Here is a 16,288-nt window from a genome sequence, read left to right on the forward strand (position 1 = left end):
CTGTTGATTACAGCCGGGTGTTATTTCTCCATGAACTGCTGCGCGGGGATGACCTGGATGGCCTCCGGGCGCAGGGGCAGCTTGGACGAGGAGATGGCCTGGTCCTGCGTCAGCAGCGCCTCCGGCTTGGGGGACGCGTAGGTGATGGGCGACGGCGCACCGGAGCGCAGCGCCTGGGCAAGCCCCTCCGCGTCCTCGGTGACGAAGGCGAAGTTGAGGGCCTCGGGCTGCACGCGGCGGCGGAGCGCCTCCTGGACGGACTTCGGCGTCATCTTCGACATGGCCTGGCGGTACTGCTCCAGGAAGTCGGGCGTGCCGTAGAAGCGCCCGTCAATGGCGTAGCCCAGCCGGCGCTGGTCCGTCTGTTCCCACAGGCGGGTGTAGCCCTGGAGGAAGCCGCGCATCAGCTCGAAGCGCTCCTGGGGGATGCCCTCCTTCACCATCTGGTCCAGGAAGAACACCGCGCCGCGCGTGGCGAACACGCCGTGGGTGGGCACCACCGGCCGAATCCACAGGGACAGGTCCTGCTGGGTGCGCGCGATGTTGGTGCGGTTGTATGTGGTGCCGGGCGACTCGATGAAGTGCTCGGCGTAGGCGTAGTCGCCGTAGTTGAGGCCGCGCTTCTCGCGCAGCTCGGTGAAGAGCACGCCAATGAACTGACGGTGCTCGCCCAGGTTGGACATGGCGAAGGCCACCGGGAAGAAGTCCGGGTCGCCGCGGCGGATGGTGCTGACGAAGCCCATGCTGACGGCGGTGGAGAGCGTGGGCTTCTGGATGATGACGGTGCGGCCGGCCGTCGTCGGCACGGCGGGCAGCGCCACGCGCGGCGCGCCCTTCGCGGGCAGCGCGGACAGGCGCGAGCGGAGCGTCTGCGCGAGCGCTTCATCCACCGCGCCCGCCAGGCCGATGACGAGCCTGTCCTGCGTGAAGACGCGCTGGGCGTGGGCCTTCACGTCCTCCAACGTCATCGCCTTCAGCCCCTGCACGGTGCCGCCGGTGAAGTGCGCGTAGGGGTGGCCCTCGTAGATGAGCGCGTCCAGCGCGACCTTGCCCAGCGCCTCGTCGTTGGCGCTGCGCAGGCCGTTCTCCACGTCGCTGATGGCGTTGGCGCGCAGGCGCTCCAACTCGGCGGCGTCCAGGCGCGGGGCCAGGAGCACGTCGGTGAAGAGGTCCTGGAAGCGCGCCAGGAAGTCCTTGTGGACGCGGCCGGAGAACGTCGTGAAATCCTTGTCCACGAAGACGTCCAGCTCCGCGGCCATGGGGTACAGGGCCTCCAGGAGCTGCGAGGAGGTGAGCTGCTGCGTGCCGCCCTCCGCCATGAGCCGCGCGGTGAGGGCGGTGAGGCCCTCCTTGCCCTTCGGGTCGTCCACGGAGCCGGTGTGGAAGACGAGCCGGAAGGAGACGATGGGGGTGTCCGGCCGCGCCAGGACGACCAGCTCCATGGGCTCGGGCTGGCGCAGCGGCGTCGCGGGCACGGCCTCCGGGCGCGCGGGCGGCGGGGCGGGCTCGGGCGCCGCGGCCTGGGCGGGCGCCGGCGCCTTCTCAGCGGGAGGCGGCGCCTGGGGCGTGGTGGCGCAGCCGGCGAGCCCCAGCAGGGCGGTGAGGGACAGGAGTGCTCGGGTCTTCATCACTTCGTCCCTCCCTGGGCGTCCGTCTTGGGGGTGAGGCTGAGCAGGATGAACTTGTTGGCGGTGAGGTAGCGCTTGGTGAAGTCGGACAGCTGCGCGGGCGTCACCCTGGGCAGGCTCTGCAGGTGGCGCTGGAAACCGTCGGGCGAGCCCGTGACGCCGGCGTACCAGCCGAGCTGGATGCCCACGTCACGAGGCGTCTCCAGCGCCATGAGCGCGCCGTAGCGGGCGTGGTCCTGGATGGCCTTGAGGCGCGCGGCGTCCACGCGGCCAGCGGCGAGCCGGCTGACCTCCTGGAGCAGCGTCTTGCGCACGGCGGCGCGGTGGCGCTCATCCTTGAGGGTGGCGGTGAGGGTGAAGAGGTGCGGGTCGCGGTGCTCGGCGTAGTCGCTGCCAATGGACTCCACGAGCTGCTTGTCCAGCACCAGCCGCTTGTAGGCGGGGCTGGTGGGGCCGGCCAGGTAGTCCACGAGGAGCGTCTGGATGGCGGCGTCTTCCGGGCTGGTGCCGGCGCCGGGCGTGCGCCACGCAATCACCAGCCGGGGCTGCGTGGGCTGCGGCCAGTCGATGTGGGCGGTGCGAGCCCCCTGCTGGGGCGGCTCGGCGGGGACGGTGACCTGGGCGGCCTTGCGATTCCACGGGCCGTAGTGCTGGCGGACCTGCTCCATGACCTGGGCGTCGTCGAAGTCGCCGATGATGAAGAGCAGGGTATTGTCGGGGGTGTACCAGCGCTCGAAGAAGGTGCGGCTGTACGCATAGGCCTGGGGCATCGCCTGGATGTCCTTGTAGAAGCCCATGGTGGTGTGTTGGTACGTGTGGCGGGTGAAGGCCGCGGCGTTGAGCTCCTCCTCCATCTTGAGGAAGGGGGCGGCGGCGTTCTTGTGGTACTCGCCTAGCACGGCGAGCGCCTCCGTCTGGAAGGACGGCTCGCTGTACTCCAGGTTCCGGAAGCGGTCCGCCTCGATTTCGATGAGCTGGGGCAGGCCGGCGGTGGGGCCGTAGGAGTAGTAGAGGGTGATGTCGTCGGTGGTGAAGGCGTTGTCGTCGTAGCCGAAGTTCCCGAGGATGCGCTCGCGCTCGCCTTCCGGGTGTGTCTTCGTGCCCTTGAACATCATGTGCTCGAAGAAGTGGGCGAAGCCGGTGCGGCCGGGCTCCACCTCGTTGCGCGAGCCCACGCGGACCACGGTGACGTAGGCGATGATGCCGCGGGACGGGTAGGGCACGCGGACCACGGTGAGGCCGTTGGGCAGGGTGTCCGTCTGGAGGGTGTACGGGAAGGCGTCCGACGCCGGGGTGGGGGCGGCGGCGGCCGGCAGGGCGGGGCCCAGCAGGAGCAGAAGGAGGGGGAGCAGTCGTCTCATTCAGGTGCCTCGTGGCCGGGGCGGAGGAAGCGGGACCCGGCGGGTAGGCGACCCTACGACGGCTGGCTCGGTGGGGGATGGGCTTGTGGGCCGAGTGTCCACGTCCGTGCGCCCAAGTGGGCCCGCGACCATTCAGGAGGATTGACGCGCCCTCGGCAGCGGTTAATGTGAAGAAGACGGGGCGCGGTGAGTGGCCGCGTGACGTGCAGTGAACCTACCGGGGGCGACCTGGTTTCGACGGGGGCAATGAAGTTCGAGACGCGTGCCGAGCTTGTCTGGTAGCTCGTAAATCCAACCCGGCAAAGACACAAAAGCCAACGACAACGTTGAGCTCGCGCTGGCTGCCTAAAAACAGCTCTTAGTGCGCGGTCCCCCCGCTCTCGGCCTGTGGGGTTGGGATGGGCCGTCATAATGCAGGCTGGCTGCCAAGGGCGCCTGGACCCGAGGTGGCGAGACCTTTCCAGGACCGGCTCTGAGTATCCCGTCCGTGGGAGCCTCAGGGACGTAGCAAACCGCGGACTACGCACGTAGGGTCGAAGAACGGACGGCTTTCGGACGCGGGTTCGATTCCCGCCGCCTCCACTGTAGAAAACCGAAGGAGGGCGCGTACTTATCGCGCCCTCCTTTTTTTGTGCCCTGGCGGGGCCCCCTGGCGCAACGGTTGAACTGGTTGCGAGGCGGCTTCGAGCGGTCCCAAGTTTGACATCCTTGGTCTGCAGCTGACAATCCGGCTGTATGACTTCCAACTCCCAAGAACGCGTCTCAGCGGCGGTCGAGCCGCTGTTTGTGGGTTCACCTTGTGCAGATTGGACTGCGACCACACGCGGCCTGATCCAGCAGCACCCCCTCTTTTCTAGGCCTGAGGAGCTTTTGGGGGCAGTTGGCGAAGCCTGGCAGGTACTGTGGAAGACCACCATTGGTCTCGGTGAACTGTCCGTTCCTCTAGCCGAACTAGATCTTCCCGCTCAGGTCATCGGCGAATTCTTCGAAACCCTCCTCGCTAAGAAGCTGGGCCTTCTGCAGATGTGGCGGCGGGGTGAGGGGCGAGAGAAGGACTTGGTCTATCTCGGTGCCGCGCCGAGGCCCGGCCTGTTCGACTTCGAGTTGAAAGTCTCAGGCCAGGAGGGAGGAAAGATCTTTGGGAACCGCAGCTACGCTCAACCAAATGCGCAGGGCGACATCGACTCGCCGGGCCGAAAAGACCGCAGTGGCTACTACCTCACGATCAATTTTCTCGAGAAGGCTATCTATCAGATTCGCGTAGGTTGGCTCGACGCCAGGGATTGGCAACCGCAGGCTTCGGCGACTGGGCAAATGGCGAGTCTCAAGCCGTACGTTTATGAGCACAAGCTCGTGCCGATGCACGGACACTATCGACTGGAGGCATCCGTGCGCTGCCTCGGTGGGGTCGGACCGAAGGCTGGCCAAGCGCTCGAACAAGGAGGCTTACGCACAATCGGTGATGTGCTGGCACTCCTCGGAAGAATTGAAATGGTCTTCGACTCTCGTCAGTCGCGTGTCGGTCTCAGGAAGTCGCTGAAGTCGGCAATGCCGGACGCAGATGCAAGTTTCCTGAAAGCGCTTGTGACGGCGTTGAGCTTTCCGGAGATGGCGCAGGATGCGACGCTGCTGCTCGCCTCTCCGTCGATTAGGGATTGAATATCTTCAGCTGACTATTGTTTCGCTTCCTCAGGGCTGAGTAGTTCTCGAAGCGTTCGATAGCCAGACGACAGTAGTCCTCGCGAAGCTCAAACCCGAGGAAGACGCGGCCGCTACCCACGGCCGCAATACCCGTTGACCCTGAACCGGAAAAAGGGTCCATGACGATGTCGCAGGGGTTGGAGGAAACCCGAACGATTCGGTCCACCAAGGCTAAGGGGAACTGGGCGGGGTGGGAGGTCCTCTCTTTCGAACTGCGGTTCTTTCCGCTTGTAACCTTTGCGATCTGCCAGACGTCGGATGGGTTCTTACCAAGCGGATTGCAACGCAGCTTTCCGTTCTTCTTCTGGTTCGGATACTTCACGTCCGGGTCGCGGACATCGTCAAGATTAAACGTGTAGGAGTCCACGGCCCTCGTGTAGAAAAGCCACTTCTCGTTTCTGGGAGAGAACGAGCGTTTCGAGGACACCCCGGCACCGTAGTTCCATACGACTTCTTGGCGGAGGTAGAACGGGCTTAGGTTCCACATGAGGTACGGCAGTGGCACCGCCTTCCCTCGGCCTTCGACATCCACGTATCCAAGGTTCAGCCACAGGGCGCCTTGGTCGGCCGTGACAGCATGGATTCCCTTCAGCCACTGCGAGCACCATTGAAGGTAGTCGTTGAGCGGAAGCGGCTTCTCATACTCCTTGCCAATATTGTAGGGGGGAGACGTAACCGTCAGCTCTGGCCGAATGGTGGACTGGCTCAATCGAGCGAGCAAGTCCACGCAATCGCCTTTGAAAAGAATGAAGCCGTTCTGAGCGTAAGTGGGCGCACCTAGAGCGTCGGTGAGCGTAGAAACGTATTTTTTGAAACGCGCCTCAAAGTCGGACGCTGCCATCTCTTCGGGTGCGCGGAGCAGGTGCGGCGGAGCAAGTGACGTGGGCACCTGCTTGGCGGGCCGAGTTTGGGGCAGCGGCGGGGTCCTCAGAGCCTTCATTCGGCGGAACTTACGGGCAGGGCCTGACATCGTCGAGTTCTGTGGCGTCACGGCGTTGTGGGCTGCTCCAGCTCGCCCAACGAGTGTCGACGAAGTGGGCGGTAGCCCCCGTTTGCACGTGGGTGTAGCGCTCCGTCGCCTGCGTGTCGGCGTGCCCTAGCAGGCTGCCGATGAACTTCATCGATGCGCCCAAGGCCGCGTAGTCCGACCCTGCAGTATGTCGGGCGCCGTGGCTCGAGATGCGGCGGACCTTCGCTTCCGTACACAGTTGGGTGAACCAGCGGTTCAGGGTGTTGTTCGCAAGAGGTCCGCCTGTAGGCCCTGGGAAGAGTAGCTGGCCTTCAGTGGAGAGGCGCCAGCGGTGCAGCTCCTCCGCAAACTCGCGGGGGAGCGGCTGGGCTCGCGCCTTCTTGTTCTTCGGCGTGCTCACAGCCCGGTGGGCCATCGAGCGACGCACGAGGAGAAGCGAGGCGGCAAGGTCGAGGTCGTCCTTCTGAAGGGCGCGTAGCTCGCTAAACCGAATACCGGTCACGATCTGCGTCATTAGGGCGACGTACCGAGACGGCTCCGAGGCGCTCCATTGCTCGCGTAGGCACGTGACCGCTCTTGCTACCTCTTCGCGTGTCCAGCTTGGGCGCCCGTCCTCTGGTGTCCGTTCGCGGCTCATCCACGCGGAGGGCAGGACGGGGTTCCTGTCGACGAGCCTGTACTCTTCCGCCTTTACGAGGACTCGCCGCAGTACGGAGAGGAAGTTGTTGATGGAGTGAGCAGAGTAGCCCAGCCCGTATTGGTGCTTCTGCCCGCGCTTGAGCTTCTTGAACTGGTCGATTTGACGGGCGCCAATCTCGTTGAGGTGCATCTTTCCGAAGAAGGGGTTCAGATGGAGAGCGAGGATTGTCTCGTCGCTCATCACTTGCCGCTCGCGCAGGTCCGAGCCAGTGACGCAGGTACGGAGCCACTCCTCCGCGAAGTTCGCGAACGTGCGGCTTGCCTCGCCAGTGCGCTGATCACGGCGGTCGAGCGCTTCGAGAAACTGACGAACCTCCCCGCGCTGGGCAGCATCTCGCGCCACCCGATGAAGAGTGGCAAGCTTGTCCGCTACCTCGACGTCATCCATGGCCTCGAAGACGACGCCGCGGAGGCGGCGACGCTCAGCTTGAGGAACGTCCCCGACGACGAAGCAAAGCGATCTGTCGATGGTAGGCATTCCCTTGAACTGGACCTGTAGGCGTTCTCGACGTACCGGCATGACGCTCCTCTCTCTGACCTCGCAAGAGGTCGCTCATGAAAATGCGAATGACGCCGCCTACTCGGCGGCCGGGCACCTTTCCTGAAGGGAAGTCCGGCGGCACCGGGCCAGGCGCGACCTCAATGACGTGCTTGCCCACCGTGCGCCGGTCGACTCCCGCGCGCGCTGCGAACTGTCGGAACGTGAGGCCTTGCTCGGCGTCTTCTTCCAACAGCGGCGTGCTCGGGGTTGAGATCGCTCCCGTCTGCGTATCCAGCGGCATCACGGTGAGTTCGAAGTCGAGGAGGCCCTGTTCGGCTGCCTCGACGATGAATGGGAAGATCCTGAGATAGAGGGCAGCCCGGCTTGCATCGTCCGGAGCGGCTCTCAACGCCGCCTCGAGGATGTCCGTCACCATGGCTCCCCCACCTCTGGGGTGGCCCCGTGGGCAGCGCGCGCGGCGCGGTAGTCCCGCGAGGTGCGGAGTCGGTGCATCAGCCGGGCGGCTGCGGCCTCCGGCGTGGGGCCGAAGGCATCGAAGGGCCGGCTGAACTCGTTCGTCGTCGCGTTGCCGCTGCCCACGAAGTAGCGGAACGTCTCGCGGGAGCCGAGACGTAGGCGGGCCATCGCGAGGATGCGGTTGAAGTCGGCGGCATCTGAGCTGTTGCGGTCGAGCGCCCGGTACAGCAACGCCGGTCGGGCCCTCCCTCCCACCAGGAGGACGCCCACGGTGCGCAGCCGGCCATCGACGAAGCGCGCGTGCCAGCTTGCCGAGAACCGCACCTCCCCGAGTGGCCGGCGCGTCCGAGCGGGCCGTGCTCGGCCGCGTCGGGCGACGAGGCTGTCGAGCTCTTCGCTGACGGCAGGGCGCACCGCCCGCTTCCATGCCCGGACGGCCGCGCGCTGCACGTCGGTCTGCAACGGCCGCAGGATGAGCCGCACGGTGGGGTCCACCGGCAGGAGGGCCCAGCCATCCCCCTCCGGCCTCAGGCTGCGGTACGCGAGTGCGTGCGGCCGCTCGCCCTCAACGGGGAAGTACGCGAGGGTGCGGTTGGCGAGGCGGAGGTCTGCGACGGGCACCTCGATGCCGCGCTGCTCGAGGAAGCCGGCGGCGTCGAGGAAGTCGACGCGCACGAGGATGCCGCCGTCGCGCTTGAGGAGGTCCGGGATGGCATGGCGCGAGTTCATGACGCCTCCCGAAGCTCAACGGAGGCCGCCGTGGGCCTGCTGCGCATTGCGGCCGTGCGGCGGCGAGGTCGGGCCACCTCCAGCCCCAATCGTGCGCCTACGCGGCAGCGAGCTGGCTTCGCGGGCCCGCGGTGAGGCCGAGCCTTGCGGCCCGAGGGACGGGAGCGAGCCTTGAGCGGGGCGCTGTGGGGGGGCGAATAGGTGTGCAGATTGTTCCGACCAGACATGGCGCGGCGCGCGCACGTGGCTGAGGTTTCCACTCCACTGGGGGGGCTGGGGGTCATGGCGCCTCCCCTGCGTGGCGGTCGAAGTAGGAGGCGAGGTGGAGGGTGCGGGCGAGGGCCGGCCCCGGCACGTAGAAGCCGCGGCTCTCGTGCTGCACCCACCCCCGCGCTGTGAGGCGGGCCAGTGCCTTCCGGTGCCGCCCGCCCGCGTTGAAGAACTTGCTGCCGCTCTCGAAGGCCTTGAGGACGGGCAGCCCCGCCTTGCCGAATCCGCCGAGAAGCTCCGACAGCTTCAGCATCGTCCGGCAGGTCAGGTTGCCCTGCGCCTGCATCAACTTCTCGTAGAAGGGGCCGGCGAGCCGCTCCAGGTCCTCGGTGAGGGCCGGGGCGGAGCCGAGGCGGATGGCGTGCCCTAGGAGTTCCTTTGCCCGCGCACCCGTCAACTGCACTTCGTAGCGGAGGTGTCGGTGGTCCTTCGCGTACAGCTTGGGGCGGCCGCCGTGGACGCCGAGGGCGCTCAAGACGCCGGTGCCCGGAGAGGCGTCCATCTCCCGGCGCTCCGTGGCCTCGGTGCGACCGACGCTGGCCCCGTAGAAGGCGTCCCGCCACGCAGGCCAGAAGAGCGTGGGCGCCGCCTGGGCCAGGTCCGAATAGCGGTCCCAGTTGAGTTCCACCATGGCGATGGAGACGCCGACGTGCTTCGGGTCGAGCCGCAGCCCGAACACCTCGTGGAGGAGGTCCGCGTAGTGGCCGCGGGCCTCGCCGATGATGAGGAGGAGTTCCTCGACGGAGAGGCGGTGCAGATCCACTCCGGGGAGCACATCCCCGGGCGGGATGAAGTTCGGCTCCTTCCCGCGCGCGCCTGGCGCTGGGGAACGTGACGAGATGAGGTCCTCCGCGCGCAGGCGGACCCGGAGCCGGCGCAGGACGTTCCCCGTCACCGCACAGGACACCCGAGAGCCATCTCCGCCCCTGAAGGCGCCGAGCGCGAGGAAGCAGGAGAGGCCGCCGCGCTCGACGCTCACCCGCCAGCAGTTGTCCGGGTGGGTCAGGGGCTTTGAGGAGATGACGGAGAGGACGGACCGCTCCGGGCTGTATGGGGGGCGCCGGCCCTTGAGTTGGCCTCGGGTGGGGTAAAGGTTCAGCTCAACCCTGTCGAGGGTGAAGGTGTTCGTGCCTCCCTCGGGGAAGACGGATACCAGAGAGCGGAGGTCCTTCATCGGAGGCCTCCCCTCTGCTTCTCCTCTTGCCCTATCCCGTACCCAAACGACCCGGGATAGGGGGACCTATAGATAAGCGAGGGCCTCACCGGACGTGCTCCTCGCCACCGTCCGCGCCCTCTGGGAGCGGGGACACTTCGCCAAGGCGTCGCTCCGCCCGGGTGAGCGCCTGTGGATTGAGCGCTTCGACTCGAAGCTCGAGCTCATTCGCTCCGAGTGCACGCTGGACGGAGCGCGACTGCTTCCATCTCGCGAGGACATACGCCAAGGCCATTGGCGGCATCTGCAACTGGCCGCCGCGACCGAGCGTGGCGCCGGGGGAGACTCGGTAGACGCTGGGCCTCAGGTGCGGCGGGGCGGTGCCGAGCGCCTCCTCGAAGGCGTCGAGGAGGTGGCGCCAGTTGGACGCGCCGCGGCTGCGGCAGGTGAACTGGACGAGCAGCAGCCCAGCAGAGGTGAGCTGTGCGGTGAGGATGGTGACTCCGGCCATGGGAGATGGTCCTTTCCGGCCGGCTCCAGCGCCGGCGCGCATGGTTATTTGCAAGGCGCTCGTTGAGCCCCCTCCCGGAGCGCGGCTAATTCGCTCGCCTCTAGTCAGGACGGGCACTTGGAGCGGCCCCCAAGCGGTCGCGGCCGTTGGCATAGACTTTGTCGCGAAGCCGGGTTGCCTTCCGGACCACGCCAGCGGCGGTCCTGCCGGGCGTCCCATTGGCTACGCTCTACCGTGCCGGATGCGTCAGGCAGGCTTCGCCCAGAGTTCCAAGGGGTTTGGCGCGAGGTGACCTCGGCGTCCGCGCCTCCCGGATGCGCTGCACCTGGGCGAAGAGGGCTCGGCTCACCACCGCCGGGTGGGCGTTGGGCCGCGTCGTTCCCGCGTAGCGCAGCTGCCCCAGGTAGAAGGGGTTGCTCAGGACGTTCGCGATGGCCGACTCACTCAATGGGCAGCCAGCAGCGCGCTTGAGGCGGGTGAGCCCGAAGCGGCCCGTCGCGTAGAGCTTGAAGAGCTGCCGGACCACGGAGGCCTCCCCCTCCTCGACGGCGAAATCGTTGGGGCCCTCCATGAGGCGCAGGTAGCCGTAGGGCGTCGGCCCGCCATTCCATCCTCCGCGCTCGGCGTTGCGCCGCCGCCCAGCCTCGATGCGCTCGAGCAGGACCTCTCGCTCCGTCTGGGCGAAGTCGAACACCATGCGCAGCATGTGCCGCCCCATCGCGGACGATGTCTCGATGGGCTCCGTGACGGAGAAGAAGCTGATGCCCCGCTGCTGCCACGCGAGAACCTGCGGGTAGCCGTCCGTGAGCGTGCGTGACAGCCGGGAGAGCGCGAGGACGAGGACGGTGTCGCCTGCGGTGAGGGCCTCCTGCAGGGCCTTGAAGGCGGGGCGCTCGAACGTCGTCCCACTGGCAACGTCAGAATGGATGCCCGCGAGCGTCCAACCTCGGGCGACGGCGAAGGCCTCGATGCGCGCCCGCTGCTCATCGAGAGAGGTGCCGTCCTCCTGGCCCTCGGTACTCACCCGGACGTAGCCGTAGACGCTCACGCCCGGCCGCCGCGGTTGAGGACGCGGGTGAGGAGCCTGTTGACGGTGCGCATCTCCGCGAGCAGGGCGAGGAGGAGCCGGCCTCCGGGCTCGGCTGCGTCCGCAGCGGAGAGGGCCGGCGCCTTAAGCGTTGCGGGCTCGGCAGCCGTGGACTGCGCCTGCTTCCAGGCGTCCAGCGCTGCCGCCTCGAAGCGCAGGACGCGCCCCACCCTCAGGGCACGCAGCTCCCCCCGACGCACGAGCTGGTAGACGGTGGACTCGGGGATGCCCAGGCGCGTGGCAGCCCCGGCGCGGCTCAGCAGCTTCTCGTTCTCCATGGTGCTCCTTCAGTTGCCCTGATTCGCTCAGGGACATTCTGAAGAAGAACTAAACTAACGTTCAGCAGAGGAAAAGCGCCTCGCGTAACCGCCAGCCGCGCCTAGTGAAAGAGGGCCCAACGCTGCGAGTGCCGGCGTGAGTGGGTGCGCGGGTGGGGAGACTCCCCTCGCTTCCAGTGTCCCGACCGGCCCCGGTGTGGTCCGCGTCTGAACCGGCGAGGATCACTCCGGAGAACCGTGTCGCCGAGGCCAACTCTGCCCAATCACCCTTGGCTGAAAACAGGGACGGCGACCGCTGGGCGCGGACGTGGAGCAGGCTGGGGCGGCTCTCTCGAGGCGGTGTCCTCGGGGGAGCCTGACCTGGGAGAAGGGGGGGAGCTGGGTGGCGAGGACGTTGCTCCCGGCTACTTCCCTCTCTGTGCCTCCGGCCAGCTCTCCACAACGACGCTTGAGGCGGCGCAGAACTTCAGGGGTACGGTGAGCTTGTCGAGGTTGGAGTCCTTGAAAGCCGAGCGCGTAGCGCATGCAAAATGTCTGGCTCGTCCTGGAGCGGAAGCGGGGGCTTTCCCATTGTGTCAGAGGGGGCCAGTACGGTTTGGCCACTTCCTTTGAAGGGACCGAGGCATGGGCTTCGGTCAGTCCACTACGGGCGGTGCGATCATGATCAAGACTCGCGTATCGGGGAACCTCGACCTGACGCTTCCTATCGAGTGCCCTTCCTGCGGGCGCAAGCGTGAGATCAAAGCGCGGGACGCAGCTCCCGGCACGACGGTGACCTGCAAGGGTTGCGGTGCCAGCATCCGTCTGGAGGGGGATGACATGCGCAAGGCGCAGAAGGCCCTCGACGACCTCGCCAAGGCCTTTAAGCGGCTCGGTCGGTAGCGTCAGGGAGCTCCCTGCCGAACGTGTACCGCTGCCGTCACCGGCCGACTTAGAGCGACACAGCGCAGCGTCTAACTGCCACAGCTCCCATCGAGACTGGCAAGAAGCGCGAGTGAGGCCCGGTTTCGATTCCCGCCGCCTCCACTGAGTGAGAAGCCCAGCAGCCGAGAGGTTGCTGGGCTTTTTGTTTGCCTGCGTGGCTTCATGTGCCCGCAATGTGCCCCTCTGGCGTCTCTAGGAGCGTGTAGCGGTAATGGAGGTTGGGCGGGAAGCCGGACGAGAGATGCCGGTCCGCCGCTGGGGGCGGCAGGCCGCTACGCTGCCGCCGTCGCGCGGAAGAGTCCGAGGAGGTTGTGGGTTGTTGGCGGTCATCGCGGAGCGCGGGATTCTGGTCATCGACGCGGTCATCGCGGAGCGCGGAAATCGGGTCATCGGCAGGCGCGGGTATCGAGTCGAGCCAATGCAAGACGGCCTCGCTCCTGCCCCGGTTGCGGGGCGCGGAGCGAGGCCGGTGGGCAGTGGTGAGTAGCAGGGACGCTCAGCTCTTCTTGGCCTTGCGCTGCGCGCGCGACTCCTCGGCCATGCGCCTGCGGTAGCTGTCGCCCTCGATGCTGATGATGCTCGCGTGGTGGATGACGCGGTCAATGAGGGCGATGGCGCACGCGGCGTTGGGGAAGATGGTGGTCCACTCCGATGGCGAGCCTCGCGGGCCCCACGCTGCGCACGGAAGGCCAGTACCTCATCGCGGCGGGCGCCTTCGACGCGCAGGGACGCCTCCTGGCGAGCCGGGGCAAGGCGGTGCTCGTCCCGGTGGGTGAGCGCGTCTTCCTGGGGCTGCGCGGCAGCGGCGAACCGCTGACGCCCGGAAAGGCTCCGCCGCTGCTGTCCGTGGCGGGGCGGCGGCTCATCCCGCTCATCTGCTACGAGGCCTTCAGCCGCCTCACGTCCTTGAAGGGACAGGCCGCCGGGGGCGACCTCATTGCCGTGCTCGCCAGCGACCGGCCCCTGGTGGGCAACCGCTTCGCGTGGGAGCAGGCCGTGGGCGCGGTCATCCTGCGCGCCGTGGAGCAGCACGCGCCCGCGGTCCGAGCATCGCTTGCGGGGCCCGCCGTCATCGTGTCGTCGGATGGGCGGGTGCTCGCGCGGAGCGAGCCGGGGACGAGCGGAATCCTCACCTGGGCCCCTGTTGAGGGGACGCAGGGGTGAGCTTGTCCCGGTGTCGTGGGCAGGTGGGTGATGCGGCTTGCGGCACCTGTGAGGCAGCCTGCTCGAACTCGGCCGAGCTGACGTCGCCGAGCGAGGCGTTCCGCCGCTGGCGGTTGCAGGACACCTCGGACGCTGAATTCGCCCCCTTGCGCCGCCGCTGCATGAGGCCGCCAAGGAGCTTCCCTCCCTCGAACCCCTCCGAACCCACTCAGGCGCTCCGCGACGCGATGAGCGCGAGGTTGCGCGGAGACAGGCTCGGGTCGAAGAGCTGGAGGAACTCGACGTGGAAGCCCGATTCCTTCAGGAGCAACGCGCGATCGAGCAGGAGCACGACCTCCAGCGCCCTCGCGAAGCGGTCCCTCAGCAGATGGCAGAGCAGGAGGTCCCGCGTCTCGGCGCGCACGGACACCTCGAAGGCATTCAGCGCTGCGTCCGTCATGCCGGGGTCGAGCCCCAGGCGCGCCAGGCGATCCCGCGCGTAGATGGCGAAGCGTCCGGCATAGAGCGCCCGGGGCGCGTCTCCTGCTCTCACGAAGCCGCGCTCGGGAAAGTGCCGCCTGGAGAGAAGGTCGAACGCGAAGCGCCACGCATACACCTGCTTCATCCGCGCGAACGCCTCCTCCGTCTTGTGATGCCGTCCCCGCGTCGTCAACGCCAGGGCATGCGGGGTGAAGGGCAGCGGCTGCGCGCTCCCGACGCGGGAGACGGGGTAGTCCCGCGGGATCTCCAGCTTGTCGTAACAGCAGCCGATGTTCAGGACGAGGCCCGCCCCCTGGCTCTTGCGGAGGTGCGTGAGGGCGAGCGGCCCGCAGGTGTGCAGCCCGATGGAGGCCCGGTCCCGGCCGGAGAAGAGCGAATCGAGCTGTGGTTGGCTCCCGTCTTCGACGACAGCCTGGATGAAGCGCAGGGTGCCCCCGGAGGCGGACTGGGTGCTCGTCAGCCACCGCTGGCCCTTGTCCTGCAACACGGCGTCCCGATCGATGCTGTGGAAGGTCCACCCGAACGTCCGCGCGCAGAGGCGGGCGAGATGTCCCATGCCGCCGCCGATGTCGACCGCCTGGTGGATGTGGCGCGTTCTCGGCGCGAGCAGGGCGAGCACCCGCTCGAGCTCGTGCGTTTTCTTGGCGCTGAGGCCCTGCGTCTGCGTGACAGTCAGCGCGTGACGGCCCTCGTGCCAGGGCAGCGCCGTCAGGTCCTGGAGGACGTCCAGGAGCGCAGCCAGGTCCGGAGGCGGGGCACCCGCGAGCCCCCCCTGGTCCAGCCGCCGCTCGCCCGCGTCATCGAGCGACCGGGCATAGGTCAGCCAGTCCTCGGGATAGGCGGCGCCGGACCCTGGCCAGCCCTGGAGGATGGAGCGGGACCAGAGCGGGGACCAGGGCCGGAGTTGGCGTGTGATCGCTTCGAGTCGCGCCTGGAAGTCCATGGCGGCGCATCCTATGCGCCGCCGGTTGGGGATGCCGGGGCCATGTTCCGTCGCTCACCTCCTCCTCCTCTCCTGCTTGGAGTCCAGCTCCAACTCGAATGCCCGGTCCCGCGACCTCACGGCCCTTCCACAAGTCCTCGTCCGCGAGAATGCATCATGACTGCCCTTCGAGGTCCTGATGCAGTAGTGTTCGTCGATGGTTGCGAAGGTGTGTATGTATCAAAGGCTGGATGCATGGCATGACTCTGCTGCGGATGGCGTCAAAGGGGTTGCCGATGAAGTTCACGAAGCTCCGCATCGATGAGTCAAGGACCATGGAGCTTCCGCTGTCTCGGCTTGCGGAGGATTCGCTTGTCATTCTTGTGTCGGAGAACGTGAAGCAAGCCGTGGAGGCCGCGAATCTGGTGGGAGTCCGGGTGGTGTCGATCGAAGACTCGTCTGTATATGGCGAGTGAGACTTCAAGCTGTCCCCTTAATCAATCGTGTAATGTGGACTCAAGTCCTTACGTCGCTTCTATGCGCCTGCGGCGAGCGCGTCGGAGAGTCGGGGGAACCTGGGCTTGAAGCCGAGGTCTTCGCGGATACGGCGACCATCGAGGAGCGCGTCAAACGCGCGCGCGAACGCAGCGTTCGATCCATCAGGCGGCGGCGCGCCCACTGATGTGAAGATCGTGGCGAGCTCGGGGGCCTCGTCATCGACGACGTTGTAGATGCGATGCGCAGGCGAAGTCGCTTCGAGCAAGCGAGCGACGGCTTGGGCGACGTCTACGTGGTGGAGCATCGACATGCGCTGGTCTGGCGGGGAGCCGCGCATCATGGGAATCACCTCCTCGATGTGAGGGTCGCCGTCGCCGTACACGAACGGCAGGCGAAGCACGCGCACGTCGAGACCTTCGATATCGAGGAGGAAACGCTCTGCGGCGAGCTTGCTCATCGGGTATGCTACCGTCGGCGCGCAGGGGGCATCCTCGCTGGCGAGGTGGCCCCCATTCGAGCCGTAGACCAGGCCGGTACTCGTGAAGATGAAGCGCTTCACGGACGCTGCACGGGAGACGCTTGCGAGGTGCTGCGTGCCGAGTTCATTGACCGCGTGCGCTTGCTCGGGAGTGGCGCCGCGGAAGAAAGCGGCGCAGTGGACTACTGCATCGACGCCGCGCACCGCGGCCGAGAGCGAGTCTACATCGAGCAAATCGCCTTGGACGAGCTCGACACGCGCTTCGTTCAGGGCGGTGGCTCGCGACGGATCTCTCACGAGGGCGCGCATCTGGTGGCCGCGCTCGGCGAGCCGCTTGGTGAGTCGGCTTCCAACCTTTCCAGTCGCTCCGGTAACAAGGATTTTCATGGGCGGAACGTAGCCATCGCGACTCGTCGAAGATTGGAGAAAACGGACATGTGCGCCAGCGCTTGCGGCGCTGTCACGCGCGCGGCAGAG

The 16,288-nt window shown here is 67.0% G+C and carries 17 protein-coding genes and 1 other RNA gene; 5 read left to right on the plus strand and 13 right to left on the minus strand.

Annotation, left to right across the window (positions count from 1 at the left end):
- Nucleotides 1-20: 20 nt before the first annotated feature.
- Both HV826_RS13515 and HV826_RS13520 read right to left on the minus strand, forming a co-directional pair.
- Nucleotides 21-1,628 (minus strand): pitrilysin family protein, encoded by a 1,608-nt coding sequence (locus tag HV826_RS13515; RefSeq protein WP_176417428.1) that lies wholly within the window; start codon nucleotides 1,626-1,628, stop codon nucleotides 21-23.
- A complete protein-coding gene (locus tag HV826_RS13520) occupies nucleotides 1,628-2,989 on the minus strand; it encodes a pitrilysin family protein (RefSeq protein WP_176417429.1) in 1,362 nt (453 codons plus the stop codon). Before HV826_RS13520 ends, HV826_RS13515 begins: the two co-directional genes overlap by 1 nt.
- Before the next feature lie 219 nt (nucleotides 2,990-3,208).
- On the opposite strand from HV826_RS13520, the gene ssrA reads away from it, so the two are divergent.
- Nucleotides 3,209-3,574, plus strand: a transfer-messenger RNA (tmRNA) gene (gene ssrA, locus HV826_RS13525).
- A gap of 150 nt (nucleotides 3,575-3,724) precedes the next feature.
- Nucleotides 3,725-4,648 (plus strand): ScaI family restriction endonuclease, encoded by a 924-nt coding sequence (locus HV826_RS13530; protein ID WP_176417430.1) that lies wholly within the window; start codon nucleotides 3,725-3,727, stop codon nucleotides 4,646-4,648.
- Here HV826_RS13530 and HV826_RS13535 read toward each other — a convergent pair.
- From HV826_RS13535 to HV826_RS13570, 8 genes are all read right to left on the minus strand, one after another.
- Entirely contained in the window at nucleotides 4,638-5,531 is an 894-nt protein-coding gene (locus HV826_RS13535) for a site-specific DNA-methyltransferase (protein ID WP_217918617.1), read from the minus strand. The genes HV826_RS13530 and HV826_RS13535 overlap by 11 nt on opposite strands.
- A 109-nt stretch (nucleotides 5,532-5,640) precedes the next feature.
- Complete coding sequence (locus HV826_RS13540) at nucleotides 5,641-6,837, minus strand: site-specific integrase (RefSeq protein ID WP_176417431.1); 1,197 nt, start codon at nucleotides 6,835-6,837, stop codon at nucleotides 5,641-5,643.
- Nucleotides 6,782-7,276: a hypothetical protein gene (locus tag HV826_RS13545; RefSeq protein ID WP_176417432.1), complete on the minus strand. Its 495-nt coding sequence runs from the start codon at nucleotides 7,274-7,276 to the stop codon at nucleotides 6,782-6,784. The genes HV826_RS13540 and HV826_RS13545 overlap by 56 nt, the downstream gene beginning before the upstream one ends.
- Nucleotides 7,270-8,046 (minus strand): hypothetical protein, encoded by a 777-nt coding sequence (locus HV826_RS13550; protein WP_176417433.1) that lies wholly within the window; start codon nucleotides 8,044-8,046, stop codon nucleotides 7,270-7,272. The genes HV826_RS13545 and HV826_RS13550 overlap by 7 nt, the downstream gene beginning before the upstream one ends.
- Nucleotides 8,047-8,326: 280 nt before the next feature.
- Nucleotides 8,327-9,490 carry a hypothetical protein gene (locus tag HV826_RS13555; protein WP_176417434.1) on the minus strand — a complete coding sequence of 388 codons (1,164 nt, stop codon included), beginning with the start codon at nucleotides 9,488-9,490 and terminating at the stop codon, nucleotides 8,327-8,329.
- 85 nt (nucleotides 9,491-9,575) lie between these two features.
- A complete protein-coding gene (locus HV826_RS13560; protein ID WP_176417435.1) occupies nucleotides 9,576-9,980 on the minus strand; it encodes a hypothetical protein in 405 nt (134 codons plus the stop codon).
- A 229-nt stretch (nucleotides 9,981-10,209) separates the two neighbouring features.
- Entirely contained in the window at nucleotides 10,210-11,028 is an 819-nt protein-coding gene (locus HV826_RS38075) for a recombinase family protein (RefSeq protein ID WP_176417436.1), read from the minus strand.
- Nucleotides 11,025-11,345, minus strand: a complete 321-nt coding sequence (locus tag HV826_RS13570) for a helix-turn-helix domain-containing protein (protein WP_176417437.1) — start codon at nucleotides 11,343-11,345, stop codon at nucleotides 11,025-11,027. The genes HV826_RS38075 and HV826_RS13570 overlap by 4 nt, the downstream gene beginning before the upstream one ends.
- Nucleotides 11,346-11,969: 624 nt before the next feature.
- Here HV826_RS13570 and HV826_RS13575 point away from each other — a divergent pair.
- Nucleotides 11,970-12,227, plus strand: coding sequence for a hypothetical protein (locus HV826_RS13575; RefSeq protein WP_176417438.1), 258 nt, complete (start codon nucleotides 11,970-11,972; stop codon nucleotides 12,225-12,227).
- Between the two features lie 538 nt (nucleotides 12,228-12,765).
- Here HV826_RS13575 and HV826_RS37155 read toward each other — a convergent pair.
- Nucleotides 12,766-12,906: an ATP-binding protein gene (locus tag HV826_RS37155; RefSeq protein WP_368670916.1), complete on the minus strand. Its 141-nt coding sequence runs from the start codon at nucleotides 12,904-12,906 to the stop codon at nucleotides 12,766-12,768.
- Between the two features lie 14 nt (nucleotides 12,907-12,920).
- Here HV826_RS37155 and HV826_RS13580 point away from each other — a divergent pair, with 14 nt between their 5' ends.
- Entirely contained in the window at nucleotides 12,921-13,433 is a 513-nt protein-coding gene (locus HV826_RS13580) for a nitrilase-related carbon-nitrogen hydrolase (RefSeq protein WP_176417439.1), read from the plus strand.
- Nucleotides 13,434-13,641: 208 nt separating this feature from the next.
- Here HV826_RS13580 and HV826_RS13585 read toward each other — a convergent pair whose 3' ends face one another.
- A complete protein-coding gene (locus HV826_RS13585) occupies nucleotides 13,642-14,856 on the minus strand; it encodes a methyltransferase (protein ID WP_176417440.1) in 1,215 nt (404 codons plus the stop codon).
- 239 nt (nucleotides 14,857-15,095) lie between these two features.
- Between HV826_RS13585 and HV826_RS13590 the strand changes: the two genes are divergently transcribed.
- The gene (locus HV826_RS13590; protein WP_255217203.1) at nucleotides 15,096-15,311 is read left to right on the plus strand and encodes a hypothetical protein; all 216 of its coding nucleotides are present in this window, start codon (nucleotides 15,096-15,098) and stop codon (nucleotides 15,309-15,311) included.
- A gap of 59 nt (nucleotides 15,312-15,370) precedes the next feature.
- On the opposite strand, the gene HV826_RS13595 is transcribed toward HV826_RS13590, so the two are convergent.
- Entirely contained in the window at nucleotides 15,371-16,198 is an 828-nt protein-coding gene (locus HV826_RS13595; RefSeq protein WP_176417441.1) for an NAD(P)-dependent oxidoreductase, read from the minus strand.
- Nucleotides 16,199-16,288: the final 90 nt, after the last annotated feature.

It is taken from the genome of Myxococcus sp. AM010 (assembly GCF_013372585.1).
Taxonomy (GTDB): domain Bacteria; phylum Myxococcota; class Myxococcia; order Myxococcales; family Myxococcaceae; genus Myxococcus; species Myxococcus vastator.

Coding starts and splice junctions, on each gene's coding strand:
- HV826_RS13515 (WP_176417428.1), bottom strand. CDS start 1,628: ATGAAGACCCGAGCACTCCTGTCCCTCACCGCCCTGCTGGGGCTCGCC.
- HV826_RS13520 (WP_176417429.1), bottom strand. CDS start 2,989: ATGAGACGACTGCTCCCCCTCCTTCTGCTCCTGCTGGGCCCCGCCCTG.
- HV826_RS13530 (WP_176417430.1), top strand. CDS start 3,725: ATGACTTCCAACTCCCAAGAACGCGTCTCAGCGGCGGTCGAGCCGCTG.
- HV826_RS13535 (WP_217918617.1), bottom strand. CDS start 5,531: ATGGCAGCGTCCGACTTTGAGGCGCGTTTCAAAAAATACGTTTCTACG.
- HV826_RS13540 (WP_176417431.1), bottom strand. CDS start 6,837: ATGCCTACCATCGACAGATCGCTTTGCTTCGTCGTCGGGGACGTTCCT.
- HV826_RS13545 (WP_176417432.1), bottom strand. CDS start 7,276: ATGGTGACGGACATCCTCGAGGCGGCGTTGAGAGCCGCTCCGGACGAT.
- HV826_RS13550 (WP_176417433.1), bottom strand. CDS start 8,046: ATGAACTCGCGCCATGCCATCCCGGACCTCCTCAAGCGCGACGGCGGC.
- HV826_RS13555 (WP_176417434.1), bottom strand. CDS start 9,490: ATGAAGGACCTCCGCTCTCTGGTATCCGTCTTCCCCGAGGGAGGCACG.
- HV826_RS13560 (WP_176417435.1), bottom strand. CDS start 9,980: ATGGCCGGAGTCACCATCCTCACCGCACAGCTCACCTCTGCTGGGCTG.
- HV826_RS13570 (WP_176417437.1), bottom strand. CDS start 11,345: ATGGAGAACGAGAAGCTGCTGAGCCGCGCCGGGGCTGCCACGCGCCTG.
- HV826_RS13575 (WP_176417438.1), top strand. CDS start 11,970: ATGGGCTTCGGTCAGTCCACTACGGGCGGTGCGATCATGATCAAGACT.
- HV826_RS13580 (WP_176417439.1), top strand. CDS start 12,921: ATGGCGAGCCTCGCGGGCCCCACGCTGCGCACGGAAGGCCAGTACCTC.
- HV826_RS13585 (WP_176417440.1), bottom strand. CDS start 14,856: ATGGACTTCCAGGCGCGACTCGAAGCGATCACACGCCAACTCCGGCCC.
- HV826_RS13590 (WP_255217203.1), top strand. CDS start 15,096: ATGACTCTGCTGCGGATGGCGTCAAAGGGGTTGCCGATGAAGTTCACG.
- HV826_RS13595 (WP_176417441.1), bottom strand. CDS start 16,198: ATGAAAATCCTTGTTACCGGAGCGACTGGAAAGGTTGGAAGCCGACTC.